General features: G+C 71.0%; 23 protein-coding genes. 4 read left to right on the forward strand and 19 right to left on the reverse strand.

What is annotated here, in order from left to right:
- Positions 1-7 precede the first annotated feature (7 nt).
- Genes OG714_RS44315 through OG714_RS44335 form a run of 5 tightly spaced genes read right to left on the reverse strand, consistent with a single transcriptional unit; the run spans position 8 to position 5513 of the window.
- Positions 8-1273 carry an MFS transporter gene (locus OG714_RS44315; RefSeq protein WP_328935051.1) on the reverse strand — a complete coding sequence of 422 codons (1266 nt, stop codon included), beginning with the start codon at positions 1271-1273 and terminating at the stop codon, positions 8-10.
- Positions 1257-2315, reverse strand: a complete 1059-nt coding sequence (locus OG714_RS44320; RefSeq protein ID WP_328935052.1) for a dipeptide epimerase — start codon at positions 2313-2315, stop codon at positions 1257-1259. The genes OG714_RS44315 and OG714_RS44320 overlap by 17 nt, the downstream gene beginning before the upstream one ends.
- The gene (locus OG714_RS44325; protein ID WP_328935053.1) at positions 2312-3400 is read right to left on the reverse strand and encodes a pyridoxal-phosphate dependent enzyme; all 1089 of its coding nucleotides are present in this window, start codon (positions 3398-3400) and stop codon (positions 2312-2314) included. The genes OG714_RS44320 and OG714_RS44325 overlap by 4 nt, the downstream gene beginning before the upstream one ends.
- Positions 3397-4260, reverse strand: coding sequence for a Rossmann-like domain-containing protein (locus tag OG714_RS44330; RefSeq protein WP_328935054.1), 864 nt, complete (start codon positions 4258-4260; stop codon positions 3397-3399). Before OG714_RS44330 ends, OG714_RS44325 begins: the two co-directional genes overlap by 4 nt.
- Entirely contained in the window at positions 4257-5513 is a 1257-nt protein-coding gene (locus OG714_RS44335) for an ATP-grasp domain-containing protein (RefSeq protein ID WP_328935055.1), read from the reverse strand. Before OG714_RS44335 ends, OG714_RS44330 begins: the two co-directional genes overlap by 4 nt.
- Positions 5514-5660: 147 nt before the next feature.
- Here OG714_RS44335 and OG714_RS44340 point away from each other — a divergent pair, with 147 nt between their 5' ends.
- Positions 5661-7145, forward strand: a complete 1485-nt coding sequence (locus tag OG714_RS44340; RefSeq protein WP_328935056.1) for an alpha/beta hydrolase — start codon at positions 5661-5663, stop codon at positions 7143-7145.
- Between the two features lie 51 nt (positions 7146-7196).
- Here OG714_RS44340 and OG714_RS44345 read toward each other — a convergent pair whose 3' ends face one another.
- The 6 genes from OG714_RS44345 to OG714_RS44370 form a co-directional block, all read right to left on the reverse strand.
- Positions 7197-8075, reverse strand: a complete 879-nt coding sequence (locus OG714_RS44345) for a metal ABC transporter permease (protein ID WP_328935057.1) — start codon at positions 8073-8075, stop codon at positions 7197-7199.
- Positions 8072-8878, reverse strand: a complete 807-nt coding sequence (locus tag OG714_RS44350) for a metal ABC transporter ATP-binding protein (protein ID WP_328936203.1) — start codon at positions 8876-8878, stop codon at positions 8072-8074. The genes OG714_RS44345 and OG714_RS44350 overlap by 4 nt, the downstream gene beginning before the upstream one ends.
- An 86-nt stretch (positions 8879-8964) precedes the next feature.
- Positions 8965-9906: a metal ABC transporter solute-binding protein, Zn/Mn family gene (locus OG714_RS44355; RefSeq protein WP_406129666.1), complete on the reverse strand. Its 942-nt coding sequence runs from the start codon at positions 9904-9906 to the stop codon at positions 8965-8967.
- Between the two features lie 153 nt (positions 9907-10059).
- On the reverse strand, positions 10060-10503 hold the full coding sequence (locus tag OG714_RS44360; protein WP_328935059.1) for a transcriptional repressor: 444 nt from the start codon (positions 10501-10503) through the stop codon (positions 10060-10062).
- 326 nt (positions 10504-10829) lie between these two features.
- Positions 10830-11222 carry an SCO5389 family protein gene (locus OG714_RS44365; protein WP_328935060.1) on the reverse strand — a complete coding sequence of 131 codons (393 nt, stop codon included), beginning with the start codon at positions 11220-11222 and terminating at the stop codon, positions 10830-10832.
- Between the two features lie 70 nt (positions 11223-11292).
- Positions 11293-12252, reverse strand: coding sequence for an ATP-binding protein (locus OG714_RS44370; protein WP_406129668.1), 960 nt, complete (start codon positions 12250-12252; stop codon positions 11293-11295).
- Between the two features lie 370 nt (positions 12253-12622).
- Here OG714_RS44370 and OG714_RS44375 point away from each other — a divergent pair, with 370 nt between their 5' ends.
- Entirely contained in the window at positions 12623-12763 is a 141-nt protein-coding gene (locus tag OG714_RS44375; protein WP_328935062.1) for a hypothetical protein, read from the forward strand.
- A 4-nt stretch (positions 12764-12767) separates the two neighbouring features.
- On the opposite strand, the gene OG714_RS44380 is transcribed toward OG714_RS44375, so the two are convergent.
- Together OG714_RS44380 and OG714_RS44385 are read right to left on the reverse strand one after the other, a co-directional pair.
- Complete coding sequence (locus OG714_RS44380) at positions 12768-13088, reverse strand: helix-turn-helix transcriptional regulator (RefSeq protein ID WP_019063700.1); 321 nt, start codon at positions 13086-13088, stop codon at positions 12768-12770.
- Positions 13089-13148: 60 nt separating this feature from the next.
- Positions 13149-13451 (reverse strand): hypothetical protein, encoded by a 303-nt coding sequence (locus OG714_RS44385; protein WP_328935063.1) that lies wholly within the window; start codon positions 13449-13451, stop codon positions 13149-13151.
- Between the two features lie 144 nt (positions 13452-13595).
- Here OG714_RS44385 and OG714_RS44390 point away from each other — a divergent pair, with 144 nt between their 5' ends.
- Both OG714_RS44390 and OG714_RS44395 read left to right on the forward strand, forming a co-directional pair.
- On the forward strand, positions 13596-14201 hold the full coding sequence (locus OG714_RS44390) for an MFS transporter (protein ID WP_328935064.1): 606 nt from the start codon (positions 13596-13598) through the stop codon (positions 14199-14201).
- 27 nt (positions 14202-14228) lie between these two features.
- Positions 14229-14822 carry a hypothetical protein gene (locus OG714_RS44395; RefSeq protein ID WP_406129671.1) on the forward strand — a complete coding sequence of 198 codons (594 nt, stop codon included), beginning with the start codon at positions 14229-14231 and terminating at the stop codon, positions 14820-14822.
- A 309-nt stretch (positions 14823-15131) separates the two neighbouring features.
- Here OG714_RS44395 and OG714_RS44400 read toward each other — a convergent pair whose 3' ends face one another.
- The 6 genes from OG714_RS44400 to uca form a co-directional block, all read right to left on the reverse strand.
- Entirely contained in the window at positions 15132-15554 is a 423-nt protein-coding gene (locus OG714_RS44400; RefSeq protein WP_406129672.1) for a hypothetical protein, read from the reverse strand.
- 31 nt (positions 15555-15585) lie between these two features.
- Positions 15586-16272: a hypothetical protein gene (locus OG714_RS44405; RefSeq protein ID WP_406129674.1), complete on the reverse strand. Its 687-nt coding sequence runs from the start codon at positions 16270-16272 to the stop codon at positions 15586-15588.
- A 96-nt stretch (positions 16273-16368) separates the two neighbouring features.
- Positions 16369-16794, reverse strand: coding sequence for a hypothetical protein (locus OG714_RS44410; RefSeq protein ID WP_406129676.1), 426 nt, complete (start codon positions 16792-16794; stop codon positions 16369-16371).
- Between the two features lie 93 nt (positions 16795-16887).
- A complete protein-coding gene (locus OG714_RS44415; RefSeq protein WP_406129678.1) occupies positions 16888-17334 on the reverse strand; it encodes a hypothetical protein in 447 nt (148 codons plus the stop codon).
- 341 nt (positions 17335-17675) lie between these two features.
- A complete protein-coding gene (gene atzF / locus OG714_RS44420; RefSeq protein ID WP_406129680.1) occupies positions 17676-19418 on the reverse strand; it encodes an allophanate hydrolase in 1743 nt (580 codons plus the stop codon).
- Positions 19415-22999 carry an urea carboxylase gene (uca, locus tag OG714_RS44425; RefSeq protein ID WP_406129682.1) on the reverse strand — a complete coding sequence of 1195 codons (3585 nt, stop codon included), beginning with the start codon at positions 22997-22999 and terminating at the stop codon, positions 19415-19417. Before uca ends, atzF begins: the two co-directional genes overlap by 4 nt.
- Positions 23000-23034: the final 35 nt, after the last annotated feature.

The following is a 23034-nucleotide window of genomic DNA, read 5'->3' on the forward strand; positions in this document are numbered from 1 at the left end:
TCCCTTCTCAGACCGTCGTCGCGGATACGGCGGGCCGCGTCGGCGTCGGCAGCGACCCGAGCCGGTGCAGCCAGGCCACGCCCAGCGCGGAGGCGAACCCGAACAGGGCGCAGCACGCCCACGGCAGCCAGCCGGCGTCGCCCCGCTCTCCGGTGTCCATGGCCCAGCCGACGACGGCGTTGCCGACGGCGGCGGCGATGCCGGAGACGACGTAGAAGATGCCGAAGTAGGTGCCGGTCAGCTCGGAGCGGCCGAAGCCGGGGACCAGTTCCATCACGAACGGTTGGGCGACCATCACCCCGAGGTAGAGCAGCAGGGCGCCGACCAGGACGGGCAGGGCGCGCAGTGCCGCGTCGGCCGCGCCGTCCGGGCCGCCGGAACCGACCGTCACCACGGCGGGCGGCAGGAACGCCAGCGCCATGAGACCCAGGCCCGTCGCGATCCAACGGGCCCGGTCCCCACGCTCCTTGAGGGCACGGGTGATGCGCAGTTGAAGCGCCAGGTTGGTGACGGTGCCGACGAGGAAGACGAGTCCGGCGGCGCCGTCCCAGCCGGTGGCCTGCCGGGCTCCGTCGGGCAGCAGCAGGTACAGCTGGTTCTCCAGGGTGAACATCCCGACCATGGCGAGCGCGAAGGCGAGGAAGGTGCGGTTGCCCAGGACCTCGCGCCAGTCCGCGAGCACCGTGCCCTTGCTCGGCTCGACTCTCCGGGCGGGCAGCACCAGGGCCTGCGCGACGGTGAGGACGGCGAAGATCCCGGCGGCGGTCAGCGCGGACGTGCGGAAGTCCACGAGCAGGAGTGCGCTGCCCAGCAGCGGGCCGACCAGGGCGCCGGTGGTAGCGAACACGTTGAACAGGGCGAACGCCTCGGCCCTGCGCTCGCTGGCCTCCTGGGCGATGTAGGTGCGCACGGCGGGGTTGAACAGCGCCCCGGCGAGTCCGCTGAGCACGGACGCGGCGAGCAGTACGGCCAGGTCGTCGCCGAGCGCGAACAGGGCGAACCCGACGGTGCGCAGGGCGCAGCCGGCGATGATGACGCCGCGCGCGCCGAGCCGGTCGGAGGCGGAGCCGCCGATGATGAACAGCCCCTGCTGGCTGAGGTTGCGCACGCCGAGGACGATGCCGACGACGGCCGCCGACATGCCCAGGTTCTCGGTGAGGTGGGTGGCGAGGTAGGGGATGAGGAGGTAGAAGCCGGTGTTGACACCGAGCTGGTTGACCAGCAGGAGCTGGATGGCGAGTGGGAAACGGCGCATCTCACGCCACGTCCTCACAGACCCCCACCTCCTGAACTCCCAGGCCGGGCAGGCCACTTGCGTGTACGACGCCGTCCTCGCCGCCGATGCCGGTCCACGGGTCGTGGGCGAGCAGCAGGTGTCCGTCGAGGTCGGCCCAGCGGGCCTGGTCGGCGAGGTGCACGGCGGGCGCGAGGCCGAGGCTGCTGGCGGTCAGGCAGCCCAGCATCAGCTCCGTGCCACTGCCGTCGATCAACTCGGCGATGCGCAGGGCCGCGTGCACCCCACCGCACTTGGCGAGCTTGACGTTGACGCCCTGGACGCGTCCGGCCAGGCGGCGCACGTCCTCCAGGTTCACGGCGTCCTCGTCGGCGATGACCGGCAGCGGTGAGCGTTCGGCGAGGGCGCCCAGCGCCGCGGGGTCGCCGGGTGCGAGGGGCTGCTCGACAGCCTCGACGCCGAGGTCGGCGTACCGGGACAGCAGCCGCTCGGACTGCGCCACCGTCCAGGCGCCGTTGGGGTCGAGGAGGATCCGGGCCCGTGGCGCGGCGTCGCGGATGACGCGTACGCGCTCCACGTCGTCCTCCGGATCGGGGGCACCTGCCTTGACCTTGATGACCTCGAAACCGCTCGCCGCGAGACAGCGGGCCTGGGCTGCCGCGTGGGCGAGGGAGGTGATGCCGATGGTGCGGGCGGTCGCCGCGACCGGAGGTGCGTCGCCACCGAGCAGCCGGTGCACGGGGCTGCCCGCCCGCTTGCCGACGAGGTCGAGCAGCGCGGCCTCGACGGCGGAGGCCACCGCCGGGGGAGTGCCCCGGCCCGCCGACTCGCCCGCCCGCCGGGCCTCCAGAGCGCTCTCGGGGTCGGGGAAGCGGCGCAGGCTCGCTCCGGCGGCGGTCAGCAGCCGTTGCAGGGTTTCGGTGTCGAGCCGGTAGTAGACGCTGGTGACGGCCTCGCCGTGGCCAGCGAGACCGTCGTGTTCGACGGTCAGCCAGACGGCGTCGCGGGCGGTCATGACGGAGCGGGAGATGCGCAGAGGCTCGGTGAGTTCGAGGCGTACGGTGCGCAGGCTGGCCTTCACAGGGTCCTTTCCGGGTGGGGGGCGGCCTTCAACGGGTCGGTGACGCGGGTACAGCGCACCCAGCCGGTGGCCTCGGCCGCGTACGGGTGCGGGATTTCCACGGGCCGGATTGCCGCGGTGGCGGGGTCGAGGGCGTGGGCCGTGGCGAAGTCGTCGTCGTAGACGGTGCCGAGGTAACGGTGCGGGCCGTCGGGGAACACGGTGGCCACGACCGCGCCGGGGTGAACGAGGGCGGCCCAGGCGGCGACGCGGGCGGCGGCGCCCGTGCTCCAGCCGCCGCTGACGAAGCTGCCGCGGGCCAGCCGACGGCAGCTGTCCACGGCCTCGGCCGGGCCGACCCAGTGGACCTCGTCGAAGGCGTCGTAGGCGACGTTGCGCGGGTGGATGCTGCTGCCCAGGCCGCGCATCAGCCTCGGCCGGGCGGGCTGGCCGAAGATGGTGGAGCCGGTCGAGTCGACGCCGATCAGCCGCAGCGCGGGCCAACGGCGCCGCAGTGGACCGATGATGCCCGCGCTGTGGCCGCCGGTGCCCACGCTGCACACCAGCATGTCCAAGTGGTCGAGCCGGTCGATGAGTTCGGCGGCCAGCGAGGCGTAACCGGCGCTGTTGTCAGGGTTGTTGTACTGGTCCGGCCAGTACGCGTCGGGCAGCACGGTGAGCAGTTCCCGCAGCCGGCCCAGCCGCGCCGCCTGCCAGCCGCCCCGGGGCGCCGGGCGGTCCACGATCTCCAGCCGCACTCCGTGGGCGCGCAGCAACTGCCGCATGGACGGCTCCAGTTCACTGTCGCCGACCAGTACGACGGGATGGCCGAGGGCCTGGCCCGCGAAGGCGAGCCCGATGCCGAGGGTGCCGGAGGTGGACTCCACCACCGGCGCGCCGGGCCGCAGTTCGCCGCGCTCACGGGCGCCAAGGAGCATCGACACCGCGGCCCGTGCCTTCATGCCGCCCGCCGCGAGTCCCTCCAACTTGGCCCAGAAACCGGGCTGTGGGCCGGGCAGGTCGGCAGTGACACGGACCAGGGGCGTGCGACCGAGCAGGGTGAGCAACTCCGGGCGGGCGACAGCGTGTACGACCGTCGTGGTCATCGTCCGTCCTCCGGGCGCGGGCCGCCGTAGCGGTGCACGGTGCCGGGACCGCCGTCGAGCCAGAAGAAGGGGTACGGCTCGGCGCACACCGCGCTCACCCCGTGGCCGAGGAAGCGGGGCAGTACGGCGCTGCCGGTCTGGGCGAACGCCACCAACTGCTTGCCGTGCGCCAGCGCATGCCGCCGCAGCGGCTCGAAGGTCCCGTTGCCCAACGTCATCCCGGACACCAGCAGGGCATCGCAGCGGCCGGCCTCGGCAGGCGCGTCGGTCACGACCGCCTCGCCCCACTCGGTCAGCCCGCCCTTGAGATCACACGGCACATAGCTCAGCCCACGCGAACGCAGCGCCTCCAGAAGGGAGTTGACCACCCCCACCACCAGCACGGTCGCGCCCGTCGGCAGATCGAGCAGCTCGGCGACGGCCTTCGCCCGGGCCCGGGACTTCTCCAGCGACGTCCCCGCGGGCAGCGGGACGGGCCGTGCCCCGTTGACCGGTGTGTGCGGAGCGACGTGCATCAGATAGGCGTCCAGCGCGGCCACCCGCACAGGCAGCAACGGATGCTCCAGCAGCCGGGCCACGTCGGCGCCCACACACTCCTCCACCGCGCTGTCGGGCAGGGCCCCGGGCTCGACCGCGCACGAGCCGACCGCTTCGCCCAGACGGAGACTGAGGACCTCGTTGCGGTAGCCGGTGCCGCGCCCGTCATGCCGTACGGCCTGTCGCGTGGTGAAGGCGACGGCGATCCGCTGCGCGGCCGGATCCGGACCCAGATCACCGGCGCGGACGCGCGTCACGAGCTCGTCGTACGACTCGTACGTCTCACCCGTCGTCGTACGGGATATGCCGGTAGGGGCGCTCATCGGATGACCAGCCCGGACCGCAACTCGCCGAGCAGCGCCTCGACACGTTCGCGGGCGCCCAGCCCGTCGGCGTCACCCGCCATGATGTGTCCGAGGTACTCGTTGTTGCTGCCCGCCGCCCTCACCTGCCTTCCGGGCTCGGCGAGTTGAACCTCCAGCACGTTCGGCGCGTCCTGGAGTCCGCCGCCGTCCAGCGAGGCGAGCGTGCCCGAGGTCTCCGGTACGAGGAAGCCGACGGCCGCGCTGCGCAGTCCGGTGTCACTGGGCCGCAGATCGGGCGCGCGGCCGAGGGACACCTCCACGAAGGCGGCGGCCAGGTCGATTCCGGTCACGTGGCGGACCAGCTCGGTGATGCGGTTCCCGGCGGGGCGCGGGTTGACCTCGACCACGCGCGGTCCGGCCGAGGTCAGCTTGATCTCGGTGTGCGCCACCACGCCGTCCGTCAGGCCGAGCGCCTTGAGCGCGGCGAGGGCGGTCTGCTCGGCCGCCTCGGTGTCGGCGCCGGGCAGGGCGGCGGGGAACATGTGCCCGGTCTCGATGAACGCGGGTGCCCCGCCGACGCTCTTGTCGGTCACACCCACCACGTGGACCGCGCCCGCGTGCGACACCGTCTCGACGCTCACCTCGGGGCCGTCCAGCAGTTCCTCCAGCAGGACGGTGGGCTCCCGCCGCTGCCCCCGGGCGTTGACCGGGAAGTCGGCCAGCGCCCTTACGGCGGCGGCGAGTTGCTCCTCGTCGTCCACGCGCCTGACGTACATGCCCGCGCACAGGTCGACCGGCTTGACGACCAGTGGGTAGCCGATCTCCCGCGCTGCCCGGGTGACATCAGCCCACTCCTCGTGCACGGCGAAGCGCGGCCCGGGGACCCCCGCGTCGGCGAGAACTCGGCGGGTGGCGTCCTTGCGGCAGGCGTTCTCGACCGCCTCCGGGGCCGAGCCCGGCAGGCACAGACGCCTGGCGATCCGCGCCACCGTCGGCAGGTAGTAGTCGCAGGAGGTGATCACGCCGTCGAAGCGCAGCACCGAGTGCAGCCGCTCGACCTCCGGCAGCAGGGCGTCGGTGTCGTTGGTGTCCGCGGTGATCACGTTGCGGGCGCCGAGCAGCGGATGCGCCGCCCCCTCGGGCGCCGAGCGGAGGTAGTGGTGCAGGTCGCGGGTGAGGAACGTGAACTCGTGCCCACCCTCCCGGATCGCCCGTGGCAGCAGCCTGCTCATCGACCCGACCCAGCTCTCGACCATCAGCAGATGACCCACAACTCCCCTTTTCATGCGATCGGTTCAGGCGCCGGAGCAGCCCGGAGAGCCCTCGGACAGGAGGGGCCGGGTGTTGCGCACGGACAAGCTATCGATAATCATTTTCATTTACCAGCCCCTTACCGAAGCCCGTCGGGAGTCAGCCCCTTGTCCCGTCCCAGCGCCGTCCTGTGCGCCCTCGCCGCCGCCGCGGCCCTCCTGCCCGCCACCGAGGCCCAGGCCGCCACCCCCGAAACGCCGGCCCTGCACTTCGGCGCCTGCCCCGACTCCGTGCCGCGGCCCGCGGCCCCTGACCGCGTCGAATGCGGGCGCATCAGCGTCCCGCTCGACTGGAACCGCCCTCAGGGACCGCGCATCGAGGTGGCGGTCTCGCGCGTCGCCGCCTCCGGCACCCCCGGCGAGCGCCGAGGCGTGCTGCTGGTCAACCCCGGCGGCCCGGGCGGCTCCGGCCTGCCCTACGCGGTCACCAAGCGCGCCAAGCTCCCCGAGAGCGTGCGGCGTTCGTACGACGTCATCGGCTTCGACCCGCGCGGCGTCGGCCGGAGCACACCGGCCGACTGCGGCGCGATGGGCGGTCTCTTCGACAGTCCGGGCGCCGACCCCGTCCCCGTCGGACCGGCGGTGGAACGCACCTACCTGGCGTCGCTGCGGAGCATGGCCGACGACTGCGCGACGGGTGCGGGCGACCTACTGCCGTACCTGTCGACCGAGCAGACCGTCCGGGACATGGACGCGATGCGCACGGCACTCGGCGAAGCGCGGACGAACTTCCTCGGCGTCTCCTACGGCACCTATCTCGGCGCGGCCTACGCCGCCGCCTTCCCGTACCGCACCGGCCGCATGGTCCTCGACAGTGTCGTCGGCCCCTGGGACTGGTACGACTTCGACGTCGTCCAGAGCCGGGCACTGCTGCGCCAGCGCGACACGTTCTTCGCCTGGACCGCCGTCCATCGGGACCGCTTCGCGCTGGGCGGCAGCGCCGAGGCGGTACGCCGGGCCTACCTGCGCGTCCGCGAAGGGCTCACCGCCCGGCCGGTCGCCGGCTTCGGCCCCGCGGAGTTCGACCGCGCCGTCTACCGCGCCCTGGGCCGCACCGAACGCTGGACCGGCCTCGCCGACGGCCTGCGCACCTACCTGCGCGACGGCAGCCCCGACGCCCTGCGCCCCGCGACAGCCTTCGACGACCCCGACTCACGTACCTACGAAGCCGCCAACCGCATCGTCAAGTGCGCCGACGCCCCCGCACCGACCGTCCACCGGATCCTGGCGGACGTCCGCCGCACCCGGCACCTCGACCCCCAGCCCGTCCTGACCGGCATGGAGGCGTCCACCTGCGCCTACTGGCACCACCGCCCCGCCCGCCGCACCCCGCTCGGCAGCCCCGACGCCCCACCCCTCCTGCTGGTGGCCTCCGCCCACGACCCCGTAACCCCCATCGAGGGAGCACACGAGCTGCGCCGAGTCCTGCCCGGCTCCCGCCTGGTCACGCTCGACAACGACTACTCGCACGGCGTCTTCGCCAGCCGCGGCAACGCCTGCGTGGACGACGCGGTGGCCGCGTACCTCGTCGCCGGGACGGTGCCGACGGTTGACGTGCGCTGTGCGGGACCTGGACTGCCCGCAGTGCGGTGACACTCGCCGAGGGCCTTTGAAGGCGCCTCGGCCGACCGCTGTGTCGGGGAGTCAGGCGGGTTGGAGAGTCGCCCTTCTGGCTCCCCACCGGTGGGCGCGGTATGTGCCGAGGAGCCGGCAGGCGACGTAGATGGTGAACGAGACCGTCGTGACGTAGGGGCTGATGGGGATGCTGCTGCCGAGGGCGAGCAGGATGCCGCCCTCGATCGAGACCACGGCGAAGACCACACTGAGCAGGGGCAGGAGCACCGGGGACGCGGTGACGCGGGAGGCTGCCGCCGCCGGGGTGACGACGAGGGTGAGGACCAGCAGGGCGCCGACGACCTGGACGGACAGGGCGACCGCGAGGCCGAGCACGATCATGAAGGCGAAGGAGAGTCCCCGCACCGGAACGCCGCGCGCCTCGGCGACGTCCGGGTCGGCACTGGCGAAGGTCAGTGGCCGCCACATGACCGCCAGGGCGATGAGGACGACGGCGGAGGTGCTCAGCAGCCAGGCCATCTGCGGGGTGTCGACGGCGACGATCTGCCCGGTGAGCAGGCCGAACTTGTTGGCCGCCCGGCCCTTGTAGAGGGCGAGGAAGAGCACCCCGAGTCCCAGTCCGAACGGCATGAGGATGCCGATCGCCGAGTTGCGGTCCCGGGCGCGCGCCCCCAGGACGCCGATCGCTCCGGCCGCGACGATTGAGCCGATGATGGAGCCCGCCACGACGTTGGTCCCCAGCAGGAGCGCCGCCGACGCGCCCGCGAAGGACAGTTCACTGATGCCGTGCACCGCGAAGGGCAGGTCGCGCATGATGACGAACACTCCGGCCAGGCCGCCGATCAGGCCGAGGGCGGCTCCCGCGATGAGGGAGTTGCGGACCAGGGCGAGGAGTTCCCCGTAGTTGTCGTAGGCGAAGATCTGGTGCCAGACGCCGTCGGCTGTCATGGGCGTACTCCTTCCTTCTCGTCGGCATGGTGCGGTGGTGTCGCCGGTTCGTCGGGGGCTCCGACGACCACGACCCGGCCGTGGACGCGGACGACGTCGACCTGGGTGCCGTAGAGCCGGGACAGCGATTCGGAGGTCAGGACCTCCTCCGGGGTACCGACCCGGTGGGCGCCCGGTGCCAGGTAGAGCACGCGGTCCACCAGGTCGAGCACCGGGTTGATCTCGTGGGTCACGAAGACCACCGCCGTGCGGTGGGTGCGGCGACGGGCGTCGATGAGTTCGGTGACGGCCCGCTGGTGGTTCAGGTCGAGGGAGAGCAGGGGTTCGTCGCAGAGCAGGATGCGGGGGTCGGTGGCCAGGGCCTGCGCGATGCGCACGCGCTGGCGTTCGCCGCCGGAGAGTTGGCCGAGGGGGATGTCGGCGTAGGCGGTGGCCCCGACGGCTTCGAGGATCTCGTCCACCCGGCCGCGTACGGCCCGCGTGCGCAGCCCCGGTCCGAAGCGGTGCCCGTCGATCCCGAAGCGCACCAGGTCGCGGGCGCGCAGCATCGCCTGCGCGGAGAGCGTCGCCTGCTGGGGGACGTAGCCGATGTGCCGGCTCGCCTCGCGGGCCGGCACATCCAGGACGGTGATCGTGCCGGCGGACGGCTGCTGCCGGCCCAGCAGCGCCTTCACGAGGCTGGTCTTGCCCGACCCGTTCGGTCCGAGCACGGCGAGGAACTCCCCGGGCCGTACGTCGAGGTCGAGTCCCTGCCACACGGTGCGCGCCCCGTAGGACAGGGCGGCTCCGCGCAGGCTGATCACCGGGCCGGCGCCGGCGTCGGCACCGCCCGTCCCGGTCCCGGCCCTGCCCTGGCGGGCCTGCGGTACGGAGGCCACGACCGGCCCCCTCACTTGTCCAGCGCGCTCGCGAGCGCGTCGACGTTGGCGGTCATCCAGCCGAGGTAGTCCTTGCCCTCCGGCAGGGTCTCTGTCACGGGCACGACGGCGACTCCGGCCGCCTTCGCCGCGGCCTTGACCTTCTCCGTCTGCGGGCCGGAGGTCTGCGCGTTGTAGACCAGCGCCTTGACCTGCTTGCCGCTGTACAGCGCGAGGGTCTCCTGGAGGATCTTCGGGGAGACGTCGTCGCCTTCCTCGATGGCCGCGCTGAACTCCGCCGGGGTCTTGTTCACCAGGCCGCTCGCCGCGGTCATGTACAGCGGCACGGGCTCGGTGATGCCGATGCCCTCGCCGCCGTGGGCCGTCTTGATGGCCGCTTCCTTGGTCTCCAGCGGCGTGAGCTTGGCCTTGAAGGTCTCGGCGTTCTTGGTGAAGGTGGCGGCGTTCGCGGGCTCGGCCTTGCCCAGGGCTGCGGCGATGCTGTCGGCGATCTTGGCGACGGTGGGGAAGTCGTACCAGACGTGCTCGTTGAGTTCGCCGCCCTTGGGGGCGGTCTTGCCGGAGATCTTGACGGCGTTGATCACCTCGGCGGACGAATTGTTGCTGCTCTTCAGCATCTTGTCGATGAAGTCGTCGTAGCCGCCGCCGTTCTCGATGACGACCTTGGCCTTGGACAGGGCCAGCTGGTTCTGGGTGTTGGCCTCGTAGGAGTGCGGGTCCTGATCGGGGTCGCTGATGATCGAGGTGATGTCGACCTTGTCGCCGCCGATCTGCTTCGTGATGTCGCCGTAGACGTTCGTCGAGGCGACCACGGGGACGACGGAGGCGGAAACGGGGGTTGCCGAGGCGTTCCCGTCGCTTCCGGAGTCCGATGAACTGCCGCAGCCTGCCAGCAGGGCCAGGGAGGCGCCGGATATCAGCGCCGTCAGGCGACGGGACGGGAACGCGGGCATGGATCCTCCACGACGGGATTGCTCGGAAGTGTTCAGGAGCAGGCGGTTCGCCCGGATCTGGTCCGGACAGGAACCACGCTAGATGGGAATGAATGTCAAGACCATACCCGGTCGCGGCGATATGAAAATCGTTGCCAAGAGTTGACGTGCCCGCTATGGATGCGGCGCGCTCCGGTCCGGCCCCGACCGGCACTGGTCGCAGATGCCCGTGAGTTCCACGGTGTGCTCCACCTCGGAGAACCCGGTGTCCGCGGCCACACCCTCGGCCCAGCGCTCTACGGCCTCCGCCTCCACCGGCCGGCTCAGGCCGCAATGGCGGCAGACCAGATAATGGCGGTGCCCATCGGCGGGCTGGGGGCGGTAGAGGCGTTCCCCGCCTTTGTCCCGTACGACGTCGACGTGGCCGTCCCGTTCCAGTATCCGGAGGGTGCGGTACACCGTGGTGAGCCCCACGGTGCTCCCTTCGGCGGTGAGCGCCGCGTGCAGCTCCCGCGCGGAGACGAACTCGGGGGAGCCGTGCAGCATGCGCAGCACGGCGTTCCGCTGCCTGGTCCAACGCCAGTCCGGCGGTCGCTCCCTGGTCGGCGAACCCTGCATGGCGCATGCCTCCCGCGTCGCTGGGGACCGGTTCGGTGCACCAGGCTAGTTGAACATGAATTCCATGACTACCGTGGCGTGTGCCCCATGTCAGCCCCGGCCGTGGGCCGTTGCTTGTCGGGAAAGGGCCGTGTCCGGACCGGCCCCTGCTCGTCGGCCTCGGCCGCCCCTGGACAAGCCCTGTTGCAGTCCGGCGGTGCCCTCGTCAACGGCGGCCACCTCCGGCAAGGCGACGCCGTAGCCGCCCGGGTCGTGAGGTGTGTCGGACGCCGTCGGGTCGAGCGGCAGCCGCGTCGCCGCGGGCCGCTGTGCCCGCGGCAGCGGTGTCAGCAGTTGCGGAACTCCGGGGACTGGTTGAGGATCTGGGCGCGCAGAGAGGTGAAGCGGGTGTACGTCTCGCCGCCGCGGCCCTCGGGGCGGAAGGCTGCCACCCGGTGGCAGTTCTGGAAGGCGAGGGTGATGCCGAAGTGCCGCTCCAGGCTGCCGCGGATCGCGTCGCTGGACAGGGCGCGCAGCAGCTGGCCGCGTTCCTTCTCGGAGGGGGGCGGGGTCTGGTTGTCGGTGAACTCGGCCGTGCCGGACAGTAGTTCGCTGACCAGGCGGTCGACGAGGTTGTAGGCGTACGGCAGGGATGTACGGACCGTTTCCACGAAGTCCTCTTCCCGCACCTCACCGTTCTCGGCGTCGGCGAGCAGCTGCGGGGAGACGTCGAGCGACATGTAGGGAAGTCCTTGTCTCTTGGGGCTTGTTGCGGCTTGCGGGGTCTGTTGCGGAGCTGGTTCTGCCGGGTCAGGCGAAGGTGGCCAGGGCCGCGGGGCCGTGCCGGAAGTCGGGGTCGACCTGGGTGGTGAGGTCGTGGCCCGTGGCCTCGTTGGCCCAGGCGGAGGCGTTGCGCAGGTGGAAGTCGACGGCGTGCCGCTGGAAGGCGGTCCAGTCCTTGGGGCGGGCGTCGACGGCCTCGCGCAGCCGGTCGAGGGTGCGCGCGTTGTGGGGCTCCAGCTCGCCGGGGGCGCGGCCCTGCTCCTGGGCGCGGACGAACGAGGACTGTTCGCAGTGGGCGACGAGGTCGGCGCCGACGTGCTCCCGGAGGAAGGCGAGGTCGTCCTCCCCGGTGACCTTGTTGCCGACGACGCCGATCGGCACGCCGAACTCGGCGGCGTGGTCGCGGTACTGGCGGTAGACGGAGACGCTCTTCCGGGTCGGTTCGACGACCAGGAAGGTCATGTCGAAGCGGGTGAACAGGCCGGAGGCGAAGGCGTCGGCGCCGGCCGTCATGTCGACGACCACGTACTCGCCGGGTCCGTCGACGAGGTGGTTGAGGTACAGCTCGACCGCGCCGAGCTTGGAGTGGTAGCAGGACACCCCGAGGTCGCTCTCGTCGAAGGCCCCGGTGACCATCAGCGCCACCCCGCCGACGTCCTGGACGTGGTGGGCGTGGATCTCGTCGTCGCCCAGCAGTCGCAGCAGGCGGGAGCCGCGTCCGGGCGGGGTCGTCTTGACCATGGCGGCGCGGGAGCTGATCCGCGGGTTCGTGCCGCGGAGGTAGTCCTTGATCTCGCCGGTTCGCGCACTGAGCGGCAGCGCGGTGAAGAACTCGTCCTCGTCGAGACCGAGCGCGTAGGCGAGGTGCTGGTTGATGTCGCCGTCGACGGCGACGACCGGTGCTCCGGAGCGGGCCAGGTGGCGGGAGAAGAGAGCGGACAGGGTCGTCTTGCCGCTGCCGCCCTTGCCGACGAATGCCACGCGCATGTCTAGCCACCTCTGTTGGAAATGGATTTCATGACCATAGAGTGGGGAGGTGGCTGTGCGGTGTCAAATCATTCGCCGCCAAATGGCTTGCTGCCGGAGTGAGTTGAGCCCGAATCCGAAGGAGGGCACGGAGATGAGCGACGCGGGTCGCGGCCACCGGAGCCACCCGTTCACCCTTGTCGTCTGCTCATCCTGCCGAGTCGCGGCGGACCAGGTGATGGACGTGCTGCGCCGGGCCGTTCGAGACTGCCCGCACGGGGTCATGGTCTCCACCGGATGTCTGGAGAGAGTTCTGCACTGCCGTCGCGACCGCGGAGTGCATGCAGCGATGCAACCGTGCGGGGCGGACCGCAGGCCCACCGGGGGCGTCGTGCGTATCGGGCCGGTCGTCACCGTCGCCGACGCCGAAACGGTCGGGGTGTGGCTGCGGGGCGGGATGCCCGACGACGGCACGCTGCCCGAGCGGCTCCGCGCGGCCCCCGCTCCATGGCAGGTCGCCCGCCTCAACTGAGGGGCTACTCCTGCGCGTGCCGGATGGCGTCCAGCACGATGTGGGCGACGTGGTCGTCGGTGAGGCCGTACTGGATCTCGCGGGCCTGCCGACGGGCGGTCACGATGCGGGAGTTGCGCAGAACGCGCAGGTGCTGGGAGACCAGCGGCTGGCTCACCCCGAGGGCGGCGACCAGTTCGTGGACGTACTTTCCGCCCCCGGACAGCTCCCGCACGATGCCGAGGCGGACGGGCGAGGCCAGCGCCTTGAGGAGGTCACTCGCGGCCTCCAGGGCGCGTATCGGCTCGTCTGCGGGAGCTGTCGGGGAGGGGGGAGTCGTCGTCACATGCATACATTAGCAAGTGACAATGATTTTCGATCTGGGCGAGGGCCGCCCGGGGATGGGTCAGTGATCGTCCCAGTGGCCCTCGTGGGCGGCGTGGCGGTGGCCGTCGTGCACGTAGTCGACGTGGTCCTCGTGCGGTACGGCGACATGGCCGCACCCCTCGCCGTGCAGGTGGTCGTGCCCTTCGTGGGCGCTGTGGCCGGCGCTCGCGCACTCGTCGACATGGTCCTCGTGGACCTTGTGGAGGTGGCCGTCGTGCGCATAGTCGGTGTGGTCGCCGTGCGGGACGGCGACGTGGCCGCAGCCCTCGCCGTGGACGTGCGTGTGGCTGTCGTGCGTGCGGTGCTCGGTGGCGCTGGTCATGTCGTACTCCTGCTTCCGCTTCTACTTCTGCTTTGAGGGTGCCTGCGGCTGCGTCCCGCAGGCGATGCATGGTGACATTAACATATAGCGATCCATGCATGTGTGGATTGATGTGCGGCACCTGGTGCCTGCTTCGATGCACGGGTGTCCGGACCTCAACGCGTCCTCGCCGCCTCCAACTTCGTCTACACGATCGGCAGCGGTCTCTGTCTGACGGCCGAAGCGCTGTACTTCACCGAGGGCGTCCGTCTCCCGGCTGGCCAGGTGGGGCTCGGGGTCGGCATCGCCGGATGCGCCTCGTTGGCCCTGGGTATCGCCGTCGGTCATCTCGCGGACCGGCGCGGCGTGCGGGGCGTCTACGCGGCCACCCTGCTGGTCCAGGCGCTGGCGACGGCCGGTTTTCTGCTGGCGGACAGTTTCTGGCCGTTCGTTCTCGTGGTGTGCGTGGCCGGCGGCGCGAAGGTGGGCGGGCTTGCTGCGCGCAGTCCGCTGATCAGGCTCTATGGCGGGGACCGGCCGCAGGAGTTCCGCGCCTACCTGAGAGCTGTGACCAACATCGGCATCTCGTTCGGTGCTCTGCTGGCTGGGTGGGCTGTTCAGGTCGGCACCCACACGTCGTACCAACTCCTCGTTGTCGGCAACGCCGTTGGCCTCGCGGCTGCCGTGCTGCCGCTGATCGCGCTGCCGGCTGTCGAGTCCGCCGCCGAGGTCGTGGGCCCGCGCTGGATCGCGCTGCGGGATCGCCCCTAGCTCCTGTTGACCGCTCTCGACGGCGTCATGGCTGTCCAGTTCAAGGTGCTCACCGTCGCTGTCCCGCTCTGGTTGATCGGCTCCACGGACGCCCCGCACTGGCTGGTCTCGGGGACGATGCTCACCGGTACCGTCATCGTCGTCGCGTTCCAGGTACGGGCCAGCCGTGGGGTCGACTCCCCGGCGGCCGGTGGACGTGCCTACCGTCGTGCCGGAGCGGCATTCTTCATCGCGTGTGCGCTGATCCCGTTGTCGGCGGGGGTATCGCCGTGGGCCGCCACAGCGGTGCTGCTGATCGCGGTGGTGATCCACACGGTGGGTGAACTGTGGCACTCCGCCGGGGGGTTCGAGGTGTCCTTCGCACTCGCCCCGGAGCGTGCGACCGGCCAGTACCTCGGGGTGTTCGGTCTTGGCGCCGGTCTGGCCGAGGCTCTAGGGCCGGGTCTGCTGATCGCGCTGTGCATCACCTGGGGCCGTCCCGGGTGGTATGTCGTGGGAACCCTGTTCGTCGTGACCGGACTTGCTGTTCCCCGAGCGGTCCGCTGGGCCCAGCGTCAACAGGACCGGCAGTTGGCTCGGCAGAGCCTCCCGGAAGTCGCGGGGGAGGTGCGGAAGGTCTGAGCCCCTGGACCGGGGCCCCAAGCCGTCCTCTTCCGTTGCCGCTTGGCGGGCCGGCGAAAACGGGCCATGGCCACAGACGGATTCCGTCGTCGGGGCAGCGGGTTGCCGGGCGCCATGCGGTATCGCGCAGGTCCATCCAAATTATCCTGCGTGGCGGTTGATCAGGGGCCGGACGCCCACCCGACCGCTTTCGTCTTCGGGTGGCGGCTGACGGCGGTGACGATGCCGTGGATCAGGTGTCGGATCGTGTAGGTCCGCCTTTTGAACCGCGCCGACACGACGTTCCGTGGTCGTCGCATACGTGTCGGTTCAGTGCTTGATGGCAATGCCTTGGCCGCCAGCGATGGTGCACATGCGTTCGCGGGCGAGGCGGCGCTCTTCGCGGAGTTCGCGGAACTCCTTGAAGCCGAACAGGGCCGAAATGGCAGCGAGGACGGCGATGAAGGGGCCGGCTGTGATGGCGTCGGGCATGACCACGAAGCCGGGACGTTCGTACCGGCCTGCGTCGCGCTCCGCGAGGACGGTGCAGGACAGCACCTTGGCGGTGCCTTGGTAGATCTTGACCTTGCCGGCGTTGCCGGGGCAGTGAAGGACCGGGTGGTCGATGGTGCGTTGCTGGTTGCGGCCTTCGGTGACAGTGACGGAGTCGTAGGCGAAGGCCAGGTGGGCAACGTGGCCGGCGAGCGAGCCGACGAGTACGACCCCGGACTTCGGATCTGGCTGAGTGGTCACGTCAGGCTGCTCCCCGTGCATGGGTTGGGTGTCAGATGGCGCCGGGAGCCTTGGGCAGGTCGAATCGCGCCGTCAAGTCCGGGTGAATGGCGGTCTCGTGTGCGAGGAAGCCGGACAACTGGCCGGAGTCGAGCATGTCCAGGTGCAGCGGCTCGCCACGCTGGAACCCGTAGCCGGTGGTGTCATCGAGCGCGGCTAGGCGGCGCTCGGGGGGAACTGGTCCGTGCCCGTGGACGATGACGGTACGGCCCTTGTGCGAGGGCAGCAGCACCGTCCACCAGCCGGCGAACGTCCATAGCTTTCCGGTGATCGGTGTGATCTCACCATCCTGATCCTGGAACCGCCATTCCTGGGACGGCCAGACGTCGACATGCTCGGCTTCGTGCTCGGCTACGGCGGCCGTCTGCCGAGCGATGGTCTCGCGAGACACTGGATCGTCGACCTGTTGGAGGCAGAGATTGAGATGGGCGAAGGCGGCTGCGAAGGCGAGATCTTGACGGGAGTCCGCGGGTTGCATCTGCTCGTTGTGGAGAGCGTCCTCGACGGTGCGAACGACCACTACTGTCCCCGTACGGGGGTCCTCGTGGCCGAGCCACACACACCAGGCCGGATACCCGGGGCTCCCTTCAAAGAATTCAAGCCATCTCCGCCCCTGCCAATTGGGGTCGAGACCGTATGGGAAGAATCCGAGCGCTGGGTGGCCCGTCGGTGTCTTCATGCTTTTCATCCTGCCACAAGGCTATCTTCGGGTAACTGTGCCTACGAAATGGCGGACGGGTGCCCCAGAGCGCTGGGGGCACCCGTCGCGCCTATGTCAGCTGTGGACCGTCTCGCAGGCCGGCCCGCCGGGCTTGTCCCACCCGCTGTCTGTGTGGGCGTACAGGCAGACCTTGGATCCGTTGGGGTAGTTGGCGTTCGGGCTCACCGAATAGTCGTAGGGAGTAACGGCGTTGGCGCAGCCTTTCGGGGAGGTCTTGTCGTAGTAGGTGTTTCCGCCGGAGGTGATGGTTATCTCGACGTTTCCGCACCACTTGTGGTTCTGCGCGACGCCGCCGGAGACTGCGACACCTCCCGAGACTTTGTCGACGTGCAGCCCGGAGCCGACGACGTTGATGCACACGGTCTCGCCGGTGCAGCCGCTTGCGGACTTCGGGGTGACGACTGAGGGGCTGGCCGAGGCCGGGACGGCGCCGAGGGCGACGACGGCGAGTGCGGCGAGCGGGATGACACGACGGAGCATGAGGTCCTTCCTTGGGGTGGGGAGGGCCGGCGCATGGCGCACTGGTCCCCCCAGGAGATCTGCTGGTTGGACTGCGGCAGTGCGATGCGGTGCTTACACCTCGTGATTGAACTGGGTGGTGCAGGCTTCGTAGTTGCCCTTGTAGATCTCCACCTCGACGTATCCGGTCTTGCCGGAGGAGATGGTCACCGAGATGACGCCGGTCCGCGCTCCCGCGGTCGGAGAGGCGTTGACGCTGCCGGTCACCTGGTTCGAACCGCCGAGGACCCCGGCTTGGTAGTCCATCGTGCCGTAGCTTTTGCCGAGCCACGGTTCCAAGTCGACTCCCACGATCTTGAAGGTCCACTTCCCACCCGAGTACTGCTGGCTGGTGAGGTAGACGCTTCCGCCGCAGTCGGGCCGAGGCTCCTTGGGCGAGACGTTGGCGGGTGCTGCGGCCCCCGCCGGTATGGCGCCGATCAGGGTGAGGGCTGCCGCGCTGAAAGCCAGGGCAGCAGCCCGGCCAGCGCGGGAAGCCGAAAAACGGGACAGGTTGCGCATGAATGTTCCCCCAGAACATTGATTTCCCCCGCCCGCCTGGTCAGAGGCAGGGCGCAAACGTCAGCAGGCCCAATAGAATTGGGTACACAAACTCACGAAGAACGCGGAGAGCGTTCCGCGAAAAAATGGTGCACGGTCCCATCGCGCGCCAGTGTTTCGGTCGCGGCGCGTGATGTCCTGCGAACGACGATCATCCTAAGCATGTTCCGCGGTCGCAATGGAGCAAGTATTCGCAAAGAGCTAGTAACGGGACCCTGTTGGAGTCGGCCAGTCGGACGTGACGAGTACGGCTCTTCGAATGCTCGCGAGGTGTGAAGAAACCAGTTGCGAATCGTGTGCGTCTAAATATCGGCGCTGAACTCGCCGTTGCTGCCGCTTGCCGAGGCGGTGGTTTCCAAGTAGGTGCGCCAACCGCCGTGATGGCTGATGTCGCCGCCGGTGGCCGCGGAGTCCGGGTCGCACTGGAAGCCAAGTACCCAGGTTCCGTCGGCGAGTTCGACGCGGCCGAGGGACATGGGCGCGGGCAGCGCGGCGAGGAAGTGGCCGAGGGCGGCGGGGGAGAGGGTCCAGCGTTCTCCGGTGATCTCGGCACCGCTCGACGGGGCGACGCGGATCAGGCCGGGTTTTGCGGGCGTCGTGTCGAGCGCGAAGAGGCGGTAGGCGGCGGTCGTGGTGACCTCGCCGGCGTACCGGGCGCCCAGGTCGGTCAGCTGGGTGTTGAGGGGCTGGCCGCGCAGGTGGGCGCCGAAGACGGCCAGGTCGACTCCCGTGTCGGGCAGGGCAGTTGGTGCCTGTTCGCCGGTGAGGAGGGCCGCGATGTCGATGCCCGTCTGGTCCTCGAAGGCGCGGGTGATGACGCTGACGCCGAAGGGGCTGCCGTCGGCCTCGCCCGATGGGACGGCGACGGCGGCCATGTCCAGGAGGTTGACGAAGTTGGTGTAGGTGCCCAGGCGGGTGTTGATGGCGACCGGGTCGGCCTGGACCGCGGTGATGTCGGGGTGCTCGGTCGTGGTCGGCAGGAGGAGCGCGTCGAAGTCGGACAGTAGGCGGCGGGCGGTCGCCTTGTGGTGGTCCAGGCGTTCCAGGTCGGCGACCAGCGCGTGGGCGGGGATCTCGGCGGCGGCCAGGATGATGGCGGCCACCGTCGGGTCGACCGCCGAGGGCGCGCGGGTGACGAAGTCGCCCACAGCGGCGTGCCGTTCGGCGACGAGCGCACCGTCGTAGAGCAGTTGGGCGGCCTGGAGCAGCGGTGAGATGTCCACGGTCGTCGTCTCGGCGCCAACTGCCTCCAATTGCTTGACCGTTGCCTTGAAAGCGGCCCGGGCTTCCGTCGAAAGCGGGGTGAGGTCCTTGTTCCTCGGTACTGCGACGCGCGGATGCTCCGGTGCGGCCAGGCGTACGTCCTCCGGCCAGGTGCGGCTGCGGGGGTCACCGTCGTCCGGGCCGGTCATGACGGCGAGCGCCTGCTGGGCTTCGGTGAGGGTGCGGGCGAAGACCGTTACCGCGTCGTAGGAGCGGGCGGCCGGGACCACGCCCGTGGTGGGGACCAGGCCCAGCGTGGGCTTGATGCCGACGATTCCGTTGAGCGCGGCCGGGACGCGGCCGGAGCCCGCCGTGTCCGTGCCCAGGGCGATGTCCGCGATGCCCAGGGCGACGGCGACGGCCGAGCCGGAGCTGGAGCCGCCGGAGATCTTCTCGGGGCGCAGTGCGTTGCGGACCGGGCCGTGGGGGCTGCGGGTGCCGACCAGGCCGGTGGCGAACTGGTCCATGTTCGTCTTGCCGAGCACGATCGCGCCCGCGTCCAGCAGTCGTCGCACCGCTGGTGCGGAGATCTCAGGTGTGTAGGCGTACGCCGGGCAGGTGGCCGTCGTCGGCAGGCCGGCCACGTCGATGTTGTCCTTGACGGCCAGCAGCCTTCCCAGGAGCGGGAGTTCGGCGTAGTCCGCTGTCGCTCGGTCGTCGAGGGTCTGTGCTTCCGCCAGGACGTCCGCCTCGTCCCGCAGGGTGATCCAGACCTCCGGGCGGTCGGTCTCGGCGATCCGGCGGTACGCGGCGGCGACGCGCTCGGCACAGCTCTGGGTCACGCTGCTTCCTCTCGTACGACTACGGCCAGCGGGGTGCCGGCGTCGATCTGTTCTCCGGTGGTGACGAGGACGTCGGTGACGACGCCGTGGGCGGGTGCCCGGATGACGACCTCCATCTTCATGGCCTCCAGGACGAGGAGGGGCTGGCCGGGTTGGACCCGGGTGCCGGGCCCGGCCTCGACCTTCCACACGGTGGAGCTGAGGGGTGCCTCGACGAGGCTGCCGCCGGGCGGGAGGGAGAGGGGAGCGGAGTTGGCCGTACGGGGTTCGGGCGCCGGGCGGGGCGCGAACTCGCCTGCCCTCTCCCATGCTTGGCGTTCCGTCTCGAAGGCGGCCGCCTGGCGGGTGCGGAAGGCGGCGATGCTGTCGGCGTTCTCGCTCAGGAAGGTCTCGTGCTCGGTGAGGGAGAAGGTGCCGGGGCGGATGTCGAGGGAGGTCCGTTCGGCGGCCAAGTCGGCGCGGATGTCGAGGAGTTCCTCGGCACTCACCGGGTGCCAGACGATGCGGTCGAAGAAGCGCAGCAGCCAGGGCGCGCCGTCGGCGAAGGAGCGGGGTGGGCGCAGGCCGCCCCAGACGGGGACGGTGCGGCCGATGAGTTGGTAGCCGCCGGGGCTCTCCATGCCGTAGATGCACAGGTAGGCGCCGCCGATACCGACGCCGGCCTCAGCGGTCCAGGTGCGGGCCGGGTTGTACTTGGTGGTCACCAGGCGGTGGCGTGGGTCGAGCGGGGTGGCGGCGGGGGCGCCGAGGTAGACGTCGCCGAGTCCGAGGACGAGGTACTGGGCGTCGAAGACCGTACGGCGTACGTCCTCCACGCTGTCCAGGCCGTTGATGCGGCGGATGAACTCGATGTTGGAGGGGTTCCAGGGCGCGTCGTCGCGGACGGACGCCGTGTAGCGGGCGATGGCCTCGTCGACGGTGGGGTCGTCCCAGGACAGCGGGAGGTGGATCTCCCTGCTGGGGACGGTCAGTTCGACGGTCGCGGGCAAGTGGTCCTCGGCCTCCTGGAGCAGGGCGAGGAGGGTGCGCAGGGGGAGGGCGTCGGGGTCGGTGTGCAGGTGCAGGGAGCGGACGCCGGGTGTGGAGTCCACGAGGCCGCGGGGCCGCAGCGCGGCCAGGTGCTGGGCGAGGGCGTGGACGCGCATCCGCAGGGCGAGGTCGAGGGTCATCGGGCCGTACTCGACGAGGATGTTGTCGTCGGCGCCGCGCCGGTAGGTGACCTCGGGAGTGGTCCCGGTGGCAGGGCGGCGGGCGAGGACGCCGTCGTCGCCGTCCGTACCGCCAGTGACGAGGAGGGCGGGGGTGCGGCGCAGGGCGTCGGCGGTCGTCTCCGTGACGGGGACGAAGCGGACGGTGTCGCCCGGGCGTAACTGGCCGGCCTTCCAGCGGTCGGCGCGTACGACGGTGACCGGGCAGGCGAAGCCGCCGAGGCTCGGGCCGTCGGGGCCGAGGATCGCCGGAGTGTCGCCCGTGAAGTTGACCGCGCCGACGGAGTACGCGGTGTCGTGGACGTTGGAGGGGTGCAGCCCGGCCTCGCCGCCGTCGGGGCGGGCCCATTCGGGGCGGGGGCCGATGAGGCGTACGCCGGTGCGGGCCGACTGGGCGGAGACCTTCCAGTCGGTCGCGTACACGGCCTTGATGCCGTCGCGGGTGAGGAAGTCCGGTGCGGGGTGCGGGCCTGCGCTCACCGCGAGGCGCCAGTGGGTGGCGAAGTGCGGGCGGTCGGCGACGGGTACGGGGGCGGGCGCGGAGGCGTCGGCCGCGGCAGGGCGCAGTACGTCGCCGGTGCGCAGGGCACGGCCGCCGTGGCCACCGAAAGCGCCGAGGGTGAAGGTGGCGGTGCTGCCCAGGTAGTCGGGGATGTCGAGGCCGCCGCGGATCAGGACGTACGTCCGCATGCCGGGGCCTTCGGGTGTGCCGACGTCCAGCAGCTGGCCGGCCGCCAGTTCCAGCGGCTGCCACTGGGCGGCGGCGCGGCCGTCGACGGTGACCTCGGCGGGGGCCCCGGTGACGCAGACGACCGCCGGGTGGGAGAAGCGCAGGGCCGGGCCCTCCAGGGTGCACTCCAGGCCGGGGGTGCCCTCGGGGTTTCCTACGGCGGTGTTGCCGAGGCGGAAGGAGCGGTCGTCCATCGGGCCGCCGGGGGGTATGCCGACCTCCCAGTACCCGGTGCGGCCGGGCCAGTCCTGGACGGTGGTCTGCGCGCCGCCGCGCACGATGTCGACGCGCGGGCGCGGGTCGGTGAGGCCGGTGAGGGTGGCGGTGGTGTGGCGGGCGTCGAGCACCTCGGGCGCGCGGCAGGCGGTGCGCAGCAGGCCGAGGTTGGTCTCCACGCCGTCGACGCGTGTGTCGGCCAGGGCCCGGTCGAGCTTGGCGAGGGCCTCCGCGCGGTCCCGGCCGGTCGCGATGATCTTCGCGAGCATCGGGTCGTAGGCGGTGGAGACGGGCTGCCCGGTCTCGGCCCAGCCGTCCACGCGGACGCCGTCGGGGAAGTGGACGCGGGTGAGGGTTCCGGCGCTCGGGCGGTGGTCGCGGGAGGGGTCCTCGGCGTAGATACGGGCCTCGACGGCGTGGCCCTGCGGGACCGGTTCGTGCAGGAAGCCGCTCTCGCCCCGGGCCAGCCGCAGCATCCACGCGACCAGATCGACGCCGTAGATCTCCTCGGTGACCGGATGTTCCACCTGGAGACGGGTGTTGACCTCCAGGAAGTACGCTTCCTCGCGCTCCGGGTCGTAGACGAACTCGACCGTGCCCGCGGATCGGTAGTCCACGGAGGCGCACAAGTCCCGTGCCGCAGCACGCAGTTGGGAGCGGACGCGGGCGGGGAGGGCGGGTGCCGGAGCCTCCTCCAGCACCTTCTGGTTGCGGCGCTGGAGGGAGCAGTCGCGGTCGCCGAGTACGGCGATCCTGCCGGCTCCGTCGCCGAAGACCTGCACCTCGACGTGGCGCGCGCGCTCGACGTACCGCTCCAGGAAGACTCCGCCGTCGCCGAAGCTGCCCCGCGCGAGACGTGTCACCTGGGCGAACGCCTCCTGGAGTTCCCCGGGCCCGGCGCAGGCGCGCATGCCGATGCCGCCTCCGCCGCCGGTCGCCTTGAGCATCACCGGGTAGTCGGTCTCCTCCGCCGCGCGCAGCGCCGCCTCCTCGTCGGGCAGCAGTCCGCTGCCGGGAAGCAGTCCGCTGCCGGGAAGCAGTGGCACCCGGGCCCTGAGCGCGGCGGCACGGGCGGTGTGCTTGGCGCCGAAGACCTCCAGCTGGGCCGGGGTCGGGCCGACGAAGACCAGGCCGGCCGCTTCCACCGCCGTGGCGAAGGAGGCGTTCTCGGAGAGGAAGCCGTAGCCGGGGTGGACCGCTCCGGCGCCGGTGGCCGACGCGGCCTCCAGGACCAGGTCGGCGCGCAGATAGCTGTCGGCGGCGGGCGCCGGGCCCAGGCGTACGGCCTTGTCGGCCATCCGGACGTGCGGTGCGGTGCTGTCGGCGTCGGAGTACACGGCGACGGTCCGCAGGCCGAGCGCGTGTGCGCTGCGGATGACGCGGCAGGCGATCTCTCCGCGGTTGGCGACGAGCAGGGTGTCGAACACGACGGCAGCTCCTCAGGGAGGGGTGGGGCCGGGGG

It is taken from the genome of Streptomyces sp. NBC_00989 (genome assembly GCF_045162655.1).
Classification (GTDB): domain Bacteria; phylum Actinomycetota; class Actinomycetes; order Streptomycetales; family Streptomycetaceae; genus Streptomyces.

Coding starts and splice junctions, on each gene's coding strand:
- OG714_RS44325 (WP_328935053.1), bottom strand. CDS start 3,400: ATGACCACGACGGTCGTACACGCTGTCGCCCGCCCGGAGTTGCTCACC.
- OG714_RS44330 (WP_328935054.1), bottom strand. CDS start 4,260: ATGAGCGCCCCTACCGGCATATCCCGTACGACGACGGGTGAGACGTAC.
- OG714_RS44345 (WP_328935057.1), bottom strand. CDS start 8,075: ATGACAGCCGACGGCGTCTGGCACCAGATCTTCGCCTACGACAACTAC.
- OG714_RS44355 (WP_406129666.1), bottom strand. CDS start 9,906: ATGCCCGCGTTCCCGTCCCGTCGCCTGACGGCGCTGATATCCGGCGCC.
- OG714_RS44360 (WP_328935059.1), bottom strand. CDS start 10,503: ATGCAGGGTTCGCCGACCAGGGAGCGACCGCCGGACTGGCGTTGGACC.
- OG714_RS44365 (WP_328935060.1), bottom strand. CDS start 11,222: ATGTCGCTCGACGTCTCCCCGCAGCTGCTCGCCGACGCCGAGAACGGT.
- OG714_RS44370 (WP_406129668.1), bottom strand. CDS start 12,252: ATGCGCGTGGCATTCGTCGGCAAGGGCGGCAGCGGCAAGACGACCCTG.
- OG714_RS44385 (WP_328935063.1), bottom strand. CDS start 13,451: ATGACCAGCGCCACCGAGCACCGCACGCACGACAGCCACACGCACGTC.
- OG714_RS44395 (WP_406129671.1), top strand. CDS start 14,229: ATGGCTGTCCAGTTCAAGGTGCTCACCGTCGCTGTCCCGCTCTGGTTG.
- OG714_RS44405 (WP_406129674.1), bottom strand. CDS start 16,272: ATGAAGACACCGACGGGCCACCCAGCGCTCGGATTCTTCCCATACGGT.
- OG714_RS44410 (WP_406129676.1), bottom strand. CDS start 16,794: ATGCTCCGTCGTGTCATCCCGCTCGCCGCACTCGCCGTCGTCGCCCTC.
- OG714_RS44415 (WP_406129678.1), bottom strand. CDS start 17,334: ATGCGCAACCTGTCCCGTTTTTCGGCTTCCCGCGCTGGCCGGGCTGCT.